The 9133-nt window shown below is 70.0% G+C and carries 9 protein-coding genes; 8 read left to right on the top strand and 1 reads right to left on the bottom strand.

Going from position 1 to position 9133, the window contains the following annotated elements; genetic code table 11:
* Nucleotides 1-101: 101 nt before the first annotated feature.
* The 4 genes from ACHAA4_RS04450 to galK are packed head-to-tail and all read left to right on the top strand — an operon-like array spanning nt 102 to nt 4457.
* Nucleotides 102-938 carry a DeoR/GlpR family DNA-binding transcription regulator gene (locus ACHAA4_RS04450; protein WP_435772953.1) on the top strand — a complete coding sequence of 279 codons (837 nt, stop codon included), beginning with the start codon at nt 102-104 and terminating at the stop codon, nt 936-938.
* On the top strand, nt 935-2248 hold the full coding sequence (gene galT / locus ACHAA4_RS04445) for a galactose-1-phosphate uridylyltransferase (protein ID WP_435772952.1): 1314 nt from the start codon (nt 935-937) through the stop codon (nt 2246-2248). The genes ACHAA4_RS04450 and galT overlap by 4 nt, the downstream gene beginning before the upstream one ends.
* Nucleotides 2245-3279 (top strand): UDP-glucose 4-epimerase GalE, encoded by a 1035-nt coding sequence (gene galE, locus ACHAA4_RS04440; RefSeq protein WP_435772951.1) that lies wholly within the window; start codon nt 2245-2247, stop codon nt 3277-3279. Before galT ends, galE begins: the two co-directional genes overlap by 4 nt.
* A complete protein-coding gene (galK, locus tag ACHAA4_RS04435; RefSeq protein ID WP_435772950.1) occupies nt 3276-4457 on the top strand; it encodes a galactokinase in 1182 nt (393 codons plus the stop codon). The genes galE and galK overlap by 4 nt, the downstream gene beginning before the upstream one ends.
* Nucleotides 4458-4560: 103 nt before the next feature.
* Here the strand turns inward: galK and ACHAA4_RS04430 are convergent, their stop codons facing one another.
* A complete protein-coding gene (locus ACHAA4_RS04430; RefSeq protein WP_435772949.1) occupies nt 4561-5775 on the bottom strand; it encodes a heparan-alpha-glucosaminide N-acetyltransferase domain-containing protein in 1215 nt (404 codons plus the stop codon).
* 218 nt (nt 5776-5993) lie between these two features.
* Between ACHAA4_RS04430 and ACHAA4_RS04425 the strand changes: the two genes are divergently transcribed.
* The 4 genes from ACHAA4_RS04425 (at nt 5994) to ACHAA4_RS04410 (ending at nt 9083) form a co-directional block, all read left to right on the top strand.
* Nucleotides 5994-6815 (top strand): DUF4397 domain-containing protein, encoded by an 822-nt coding sequence (locus tag ACHAA4_RS04425; RefSeq protein ID WP_435772948.1) that lies wholly within the window; start codon nt 5994-5996, stop codon nt 6813-6815.
* Between the two features lies 1 nt (nt 6816).
* Complete coding sequence (locus ACHAA4_RS04420; protein WP_435772947.1) at nt 6817-7536, top strand: class F sortase; 720 nt, start codon at nt 6817-6819, stop codon at nt 7534-7536.
* A gap of 79 nt (nt 7537-7615) precedes the next feature.
* Nucleotides 7616-8128: an RNA polymerase sigma factor gene (locus ACHAA4_RS04415; protein ID WP_435772946.1), complete on the top strand. Its 513-nt coding sequence runs from the start codon at nt 7616-7618 to the stop codon at nt 8126-8128.
* On the top strand, nt 8121-9083 hold the full coding sequence (locus ACHAA4_RS04410) for an anti-sigma factor domain-containing protein (RefSeq protein WP_435772945.1): 963 nt from the start codon (nt 8121-8123) through the stop codon (nt 9081-9083). The genes ACHAA4_RS04415 and ACHAA4_RS04410 overlap by 8 nt, the downstream gene beginning before the upstream one ends.
* Nucleotides 9084-9133: the final 50 nt, after the last annotated feature.

The raw sequence follows: 9133 nt of genomic DNA, 5'->3' as shown, positions 1-9133 counted from the left end.
GTGTCACGGAGGGCCCGGTAAAACGAAGGGGAGGGGGTGTTGGAAAGTGTTGAACTATGTTTGAATGTGATCGACACGATCGTGAGTGGAGAGGGGAGCCCATGCTGGCAGCACAACGCCGCGCCGGGATCGTCTCCATGCTCGACGCCTCCGGTGCCGTGAGCGTCAACGAGCTTGCGTCCCACTTCGAGGTCTCGGACATGACCATCCGCCGGGACCTCGACAACCTCGCCGCCCAGGGACTCATCGACAAGGTCCACGGGGGAGCGGTCACCCCCGCGGAGACTGCCGCCTCCCAGCCTCGGCGCACCGAAGAACCGGGCTTCCAGGCGAAGTCCGCACAGCGCCGCGCCGAGAAGCAGACCATCGCCGTCGAGGCCGCCACCCTGGTGCAGCCGGGGATGTCCATCGGGCTCTCCGCGGGCACCACCACCTGGGCGTTGGCGCATCGTCTGGTCGAGATCGCCGAGCTCACCGTGGTCACCAACTCCCCACGGATCGCGGAGATCTTCCATCGCTCCGCGGAGCAGCCGACGGCCGAGCGCGCCTCCGCGGGGCAGACCGTGATCCTCACCGGGGGAGTGCGGACCCCCTCCGACGCGCTGGTCGGGCCCCTCGCGAACCAGGCGCTGCGCTCCCTGCACCTGGACCTGGTGTTCCTCGGAGCCCACGGATTCGCCCTGGACGCCGGGTTCACCACCCCGAACCTGGAGGAGGCCGAGACCAACCGGACCTGGCTGGGCACTGCGCCGCGCGCCGTCGTCCTGGCCGATCACAGCAAATGGAACACCACCGCCCTGGGCACCTTCGCCGAGCTCGCGCAGATCCACACACTCATCACCGACACCGGGATCGACGACGCCGCCGCGGATGCCTTGCGCGAACGCCTGGAGTCACTCGTCCTTGCCGAACCCACTGAGACCAGGAGTCCCCGATGACCACCCCCGCCAGCGGCCCCGACAGCTCTGCACCCGCACCCGCTTCCCCCGACGCTCCCACGCCCGCGCCTGCGCCTGCGTCACCGGCGCCGAGCCTGCCGGCCGCACAGCGCACCCGCGCCCAGCTCGCCGACGGCCGCGAGATCATCTTCTTCGACGACGAGCCCCAGCGTCGCACCGTCCAGGACCGGCGCGAGATCTCCCGACCTGTGGGCGGCAACGAGATGCGCTACGACCCGCTGCTGCGCGAATGGGTCGCCATCGCCGCGGCCCGGCAGAACCGCACGCACCTGCCCTCCACCGACCAGTGCCCGCTGTGCCCCTCCACGCCCGAGCGGGCCACCGAGGTCCCGCAGAGCCAGTACGACGTCGTCGTCTTCGAGAACCGGTTCCCCTCCTTCCGCGGCGACGTCCCGATCCCCGAGGACCTGCTCAGCACGACGACGGCGGCGCAGGAGGCCGCCGGGCTGCGCCAGCCCGGCTCCGGCCGCTGCGAGGTGGTCTGCTTCACCGATCAGCACACATCCCAGCTCGGAGCTGTCAGCGTGAGGCGGATGCGCACCGTGGTGGACGCCTGGGCGGACCGCACGGCCGCGATGCTCGCCGAGCCCGGCGTCGAGCAGGTGTATTGCTTCGAGAACCGCGGCGAGGAGATCGGGGTGACGCTGAACCACCCGCACGGGCAGATCTACGGCTACCCCTTCATCACCCCGCGCACCCGCACCCTGCTGGACTCCGCTGCGGACTACCGTGCCCGCCGCAACGCCGACCTGTTCACCGACATCCTGGCCAGCGAGGTCACCGACGGCCGGCGGATCGTCGCGCGCACGGAGCATTGGACGGCCTTCATCCCCGCCTGGGCGCGCTGGCCGGTGGAGCTGCACATCTACCCGCACCGCGCGGTGGAACGGCTGCCCGAGCTCACCGACGCCGAACGCGATGACTTCGCCGCGCTCTACCTGGACCTGCTGCGCCGCGGAGACCTGCTCTTCGACGCGCCCCTCCCGTACATCTCCGGCTGGCAGCAGGCGCCCGCGTCCGCAGAGCCCGGGCTGATGCGGCTGCACCTGCAGCTGTTCTCCATCCGCCGGGCAGAGAACAAGCTGAAGTACCTGGCCGGCTCCGAATCCGGGATGGGCGTGTTCATCAACGACATCGCCCCGGAGGAGACGGCACGGCGACTGGTGGCCATCGGGCCGCAGACGGCAGAATCAGACACGGCCGAAACAGGCTCGGCCGAAACAGGCGCGGCAGAATCAACGAGCACCACACGCACAGCAACACCCACCGACACAGAGGAGACACCATGAAGCTGCTGGTCACCGGCGGTGCCGGGTATATCGGATCAGTGGTGGTGCAGCGGCTGCTCGCCGAGGGCCACACCGTGGAGGTCCTGGACAACCTGAGCACCGGCCACGCCGACTCGCTCCTGGAGGGCGCGCGCTGGCACCAGACCGAGCTGCTCCAGGTCGGTGAGATCCTCGACTCCAGCTTCGACGGGGTCATTCACCTCGCCGCCCGCTCCCTGGTGGGGGAGTCGGTGAGCCATCCGGAGCGCTACTGGCACGGCAACATCGTCGCTACCCTCGCCCTGCTCGACGCGATGCGCTCAGCCGGGGTCCGCCGACTGGTGTTCTCCTCCACCGCCGCGGTCTACGGCGAGCCCGCCGGATCCAGCATCGCCGAATCCGATCCGACCATGCCGACCAACCCCTACGGGGCGTCGAAGCTGGCCATCGATCACATGCTCACCGCGGAGGCCCACGCCCACGGGCTTGCCGCGATCAGCCTGCGCTACTTCAACGTGGCCGGCGCCTCCGGGGCCCTGCGCGAACGGCACGACCCGGAGACCCATCTGATCCCGAACCTGCTCAAGGTCGCCGCGGGGGAGAAGGAGTCCGCCAGCATCTTCGGCACGGACTACCCGACCGAAGACGGCACGGCCGTGCGCGACTACATCCACGTGCTCGACCTGGCCGAGGCGCACCTGCGCGCCCTGGAGGCCGCAGAACCCTCGACCCACGAGATCTACAACCTGGGCACCGGCACCGGCACCTCGGTGCGGCAGGTCATCGATGCCGTCCGCGAGGTCACCGGAGCCGAGGTCCCGGCCGTGGAGGAACCGCGCCGCGCGGGAGACCCGGCGGTGCTGGTGGCCTCCGGAGCCCGCGCGCTGGAGCGGCTCGGCTGGACCCCGACCCGTCAGGTCCGCGAGATGGTCGCCGACGCCTGGTCCGCGCTGGGCCACGAGGTCGAGACCCCGGCCCACGGCGCACCCACCGCGGATCCGGCTTCCGCAGCCACAACCCCTGGAACAACAACCCCCGGAGGCACTGCATGAACTCAGAGCACCTTTCGCTGGCCGAGAAGTTCCAGGCCGGCTACGGCCGCCCCTGCAGCGGGATCTGGGCCGCGCCCGGCCGGGTCAACCTGATCGGGGAGCACACCGACTACAACGGCGGCTTCGTGCTGCCCTTCGCCCTGCCGCAGGTCAGCGAGGTGGCCGCCGCTGTCCGCGAGGACCGGATCGTCCACGTGCGCTCGCTGCTCAACGGCGAGACCGCCGAGTTCAGCCTGGACGGGCTGGCTCCCGGCGTCGTCGAGGGCTGGGCCGCCTACGCCGCCGGGATGTTCTGGTCGCTGGAACAGGGCGGGCACATGCTTCCCGGACTGGATCTGCTCATCGACTCCACAGTGCCCATCGGTGCGGGGCTCTCCTCCTCGGCCGCCCTGGAGTGCTCGGTGGGGCTCGCCGCCACCGAGCTGGCCGGCGTCGCCCTGCCCGCCGCGGAGCTGGCCCGTCTCGCCCAGCACGCGGAGAACGACTTCGTGGGCATGCCCTGCGGGATCATGGACCAGATGGCCTCGGTCGCCGCCGAGGCCGAGCACGCGCTGCTGCTGGACACGCGCAGCATGAGCACCGAACAAGTGCCCTTCACCCTGGTCGAGGATGATCTGGCGCTGCTGGTGATCGACTCCCTGGCCGAGCACCGGCTGGTCGACGGGGAGTACGCCGCCCGCCGCGCCCAGTGCGAGGCCGGCGCCCGGATGCTGGGGGTGGCGAGCCTGCGCGAGCTCAACGACGACGGCGTCGCGCCCCAGGACCTGCCCGCGCGGCTCACCGATGAGGTCATCCTGCGTCGGGTCCGGCACGTGCTCACCGAGAATGCGCGGGTCCTCGCCGCGCGGGAGGCGCTGCGCACCGGCGCCTACGCCCAGCTCGGTGAGATCCTCACCGCCTCCCACGCCTCGCAGCGCGACGACTTCGAGATCACCGTGCCAGAGACCGACACCCTGGTGGAGACGCTGCTCTCGGCTCCGGCCTCGGTCGATGTCCAGCCCGCGCTGGGCGCACGCCAGGTCGGCGGAGGCTTCGGCGGCTGCGTGATCGCGCTGATCCACGCTGACTCCTTCGACGGGCTGCTCGCCGCCGTCCAGGACAACGCCCGCCGGCACGGCTTCACCGAGCCCACCGGGTTCCTGGCGCACCCCTCAGCCGGCGCCCGCCGCCTCGCCTGAACGGTCTCGTGCCCCTGCGTTCTACCGGGTATTACGTGAGATACCGGGGCCGCGGCTCGGCCGGTGAAGCACGCAGGGCCCGGTAAAACGCGGGGGGAAGGGTTCAGCGGCCGGCGGCGGCGTTGCCGGCGGCGTGGGTGAGCGCCTCCAACGGGCCGCGGCGGCGCAGCACGAAGCGCAGCAGGCCCGCACCGAGCGCGCCGACGATCAGGATCAGCGTCATCTGCATCGGTGAATATTCGGTGAGGAAGGTCAGGAAGTCCGGCACCGGGGTGCCGCGCCAGAAGTGGAGCACCACCAGGTGGGCGACGTAGAGGGTCAGCGGCATCGCGCCCGCCCCGATCAGCGGGGCCAACAGCCAGCGCAGCTTCTCCGCGACCAGCAGGCACAGCCCCAGCACAAGCATGGACGTGCCGATGGTGTGGATCAGATCCATCGTGGAGCCCTGATGCGGCGTGGTCAGGAGGAACCAGAGGTCCTCGGTGACCAGCGGGACCTGGAAGGTCCCGACCATCAGCTCGGCACGCATCTCGGGGCTGGACCAGCCGTAGCGGGCGGCCAGCTCAGGCACGAGCGGGGACTGCCAGAGCATCCACAGATGCACCGCGTAGCTCAGCGCCGCCAGTCCGAGGCCGACGACGGCCAGCCTCAGCGCCGTCGGGGCCCGTTGCAGCTGAAGCCGACCGATGGCCATGCCGGTGAAGAGGTAGGCAGGCCACAGCAGCAACGGGTAGTACCCGGTCAGTGCCAGATCCATGCCGAGCAAGGACGGGGTGAAGAGGTCCGCGACGCCGGGGGAGTGCCACAGCCGCCAGGTGTCCGGGAAGCCCTCCCAGGATCCGCGCAGATCATTGTGCAGCCACCAGAACGCCACGGGTGCCGCGGCGACCCACGCGCCGGCCAGCGCGAAGAGCGGCACCGCGCCCAGACGCAGGAAGGGCAGCGCCAGCAGAAAGAGCAGCCCGTAGTGCACCAGGATGATCGCCACCCCGGAGTTCAAGGAGGCCACGACAAGCCCGATCAGCACGACGATGACGGCGCGCATCGCAATCGCCTTGCGGTCACCGGCGAGCTGCGCGCCGGCATGGCCCCGGCCGGCGCCGCCGCTGAGCAGCGAGAGTCCCACTCCGGCCAGCATCGCGAACAACGCCGACGGTCGACCGGTGAACAGCAGTCCGGCCCAGCTAGCTTCCTGACCCGACTCGGTGATCGTGGGCAGCGCGTGGACGGTCATCATGCCCAGAAGCGCGAGGCCGCGAGCAGCATCGACTCCGGAGATGCGCCGCGTGCGGAGGGAGGTGGTGCCAGCTTTGTTCACAGCACGTACGTTACTGCCTCCTCGGTGCCGTCCCATGCGAAGACTCCACGTGGGAGCGTCCAAGACTCCCCGAGTGAGCGTCGAGGACTCCTCCAAGCGTCCGCGCGGAAAAAGTTTCGCTCCGGCTGCAACCTTTTCGGCACCCCGACGGTAGTTATGGTGTGAGCACAAAAAGTGATCACCATCACTGCCTTCAGGCACCCTGAAAGGACATCGCCATGCGCAAGTCACTTCCACTCGCCACCACCGCTCTGGTCGGTATGGCCATCGCCGCCACTGCGGCCCCCGCCTACGCCGACGAGCACGATGCCTCGGCCCACCTCTCCGTGCTGCACGCCGTGCCGGATCTCCCCGTGGACGTCTACGTCAACGGTGAGCTGACCCTCGATGACTTCAACCCGGGTGACCTGGCCGGTCCGCTCGAGCTGCCCGGCGGCGACTACTCGGTGGCTATCACCGCCGCCGACGCCGAAGACGATTCAGATCCGGTGCTCGGTCCCGTTGATGTCTCCCTCGAGGCTGGCGGCAACTACACCGCCGCCGCTCATCTTGACGCTGACGGAAACCCGACGGTGACCCCGTTCGTGAACGACACCTCAGAGCTGGCCGCCGGTGAAGGTCGCCTGACCGTGCGCCACGTCGCAGCTGCCCCCGAGGTCGACATCTGGGCCAATGGCGAGGTCGCCGTCGAGGCGCTGGCCAACCCGGACGAGGCATCCCTGGACCTCCCCGCCGGCACCCTCGAGGCAGCCGTCTCCCTTACCGGTGAGTCTGATCCGGTCCTCGGCCCGGCTGATGTCGACGTCGCCGAAGGCGTCAACACGATCGTCTACGCCTGGGGCTCCGCGGAGGCCGGCAACCTGGCCCTCGCCACGCAGACCGTCGACGCACACCACTCCGCACCGGACGGTGTGCCCACCGGTAACTTCGAGGTCGCGGCCGGCCAGTCCACCGCCGGCTGGGTCGCCGGCATCGGCGTGCTGGCCCTGATCGGGGTCGGCACCGTGGCCATGGGTGTCCGCGCCAAGAGCCGCGCCTGAGATGAAAAACCACCGTCGTCGCCGGCAGGCGGGTCACACCGCCGGCCTGGCCCTCGTGCTCACCGCTTCGCTGGCCGCAACAGGGTGCGCCATGGGATCTGCGGAGAGCTCCGAGGGCCCGGCGGCGACGGTCTCGGCCTCCGGAGAACCCCAGGAGCCTTCGGCGTCATCCCCTTCGCCGGAGGCCCCTGGATCTCCGGAGGCCGCTCCATCCGCACTGAACCCGGGGTCCGTGCCGGTGCAGCCAGCCGATCAGGGGCAACAGGAGCCCACCCCTGAGCCGGTCCAGCTGCTCTATCCGGAGATCGATGCGGATATCCCGGTTGAGCCGCGCGGCGTCGCCAGCGATGGTCAGATGGACATCCCCGACGACGCCGCGCAGGCTGCCTGGTACGAATTCGGCAAGGCGCCGGCCGATGAGGTCGGCACCACAGTCATCTCGGCCCATGCCGGTTCCGTGGAGACGCCGGTCGGTCCCCTCTACGCCTTGAAGGACTCCCGCCCCGGCGAGGAGGTGACCGTCCTTGACGAAGCCGGTGTCGCCCACCACTATGAAGTCACACAGGTGGAACAGCTCGGCAAAGACGGTCTGGACTTCGCTCCGTACTTCGAGCGGACCGGGCAGCACCGTCTCGTGCTGATCACCTGCGGGGGTCAGTGGATCGATGAACGCGGCAGCTATGCGGACAACGTCATCGTGGTCGCCGAGCCCCTCGACTGAGCGGGCGACGTTCCTGGTTTCGCCGACCCTGTCCCTGCACCCCGACCGAGGAGACGCTCTGGATCAGCAGCACCTTGCGATGCGCTTCGCGGCCGGGGAGCCCGCAGCGATGCAGGACCTCTACCGGCAGCACTCGGCCTTCGTGTTCTCCCTGTGCATGGCCGCGCTTCGGCATCGGCAGGACGCCGAAGACGCCACCCAACAGGTGTTCACGCGTGCCTGGCGCTCGCGGGACACCTATGACGTCACCCAGCCCACCGGCGCCTGGCTCACCGGGATCACCCGACGGGTGATCGCGGACGTCTTCGCCCGACGCGAGCGAGACCACCAGGCCGCTGAGGCCGGAGCCGATGCGGCGGTGCGCAACGTGGCGCCACAGCCCGCCGACGCCGTCGTCGACCGGGTGGTGGTGCAACAGAGCCTGAATCAGCTGGGACCGCCGCAGAATGAGATAATTCGCCTGGCCTACACCGAGGACCTTCCGCTCAAGACCATCGCGGAACGCCTGGAGATGCCGCTCGGCACCGTGAAATCCCATGTCCACCGGGGCCTGGCACGAATGAGACAGAGTCTGGAGGTGCACATTGACTGAACAGCCTTCGTCACGCGACGGCTTCGGCACCAACGGGCACCTGACAGACGAGCATCTGGCCATCCTGGCCGACCCTCGACTCTCCGCAGCCGACGGCGCTGAGTCCGAATCCGCCCACCTCGAGTCCTCGACCGAGCCGCTTGGCGCCGCTCAGCGTGAGCACCTCGCGCTCTGCGTTCCCTGCCGCGCGGCCTTCGAGGCCACCGAGCGCGCCCTGGTGGCTCTGCGTGATCCGGCCGCGATCCTCGAACCCCCTGCGGAGCTCTGGGATCGAATCGCCGCCGAGATCGCCGCATCCTCAGATCAAGACCGAGATCGAACCCGGGACCAGAGCTCCGACCAGATCTCTGACCAGACTCCCGACCAGCGCCGCGGCGTCGCCACGGTCACGCCGTTGAACCCCCAGGACCGACCCCAGGACCGCCGGAGGGACCGACGCCGGGCCCCGGGTTCGGGGCGCGCTCGTAGCGACGGCGGGCAGACGTCGCGCAGCCGTCTCTGGATCCCGCTCGCCGCAGCCGCCGCCGGCGCGGTGCTCGGCGGCGCGGCGGTTGCCGCACTGCTGGGCCAGGACGACGCACCTCAGATCGAACCCCCGGTGGCGGGACCGACCGTGCTCGGCGACGCCACCCTGGAGCCGGTGGCCGCCGAGGACTTCACCGGCCGCGCCGAGATGGTCGAGACCGACGCGGGCGATCTGGAGCTGACCATCGAGATCTCCGCCGCCCCGGATCCGGAGGCCGGCTACTTCGAGGTGTGGCTGCGCGACGAAGACGGGTCCCAGCTCATCTCGCTCGGCGCCGCCACCGCCGGGTCCAACACCTTCAGCGTCCCCGCCGGCATCGACCTGAGCCAGTATCCGGTGGTCGACGTCTCGCACGAACACTTCGACGGCGACCCCAGCCACAGCGGCACCACTTTGGCCGCAGGTCCCATGGAGGACGCCGAGAGCTGACCTCCCGCCGGGGTCACGGCGGAGGTCAGCTCTCGGGTTCCCGCCCGTCG

It is taken from the genome of Nesterenkonia maliinae, assembly GCF_051262655.1.
Taxonomy (GTDB): domain Bacteria; phylum Actinomycetota; class Actinomycetes; order Actinomycetales; family Micrococcaceae; genus Nesterenkonia.
Note: the sequence above shows the minus strand (reverse complement) of the source record. Positions and strands in the feature narration are given on the sequence as shown.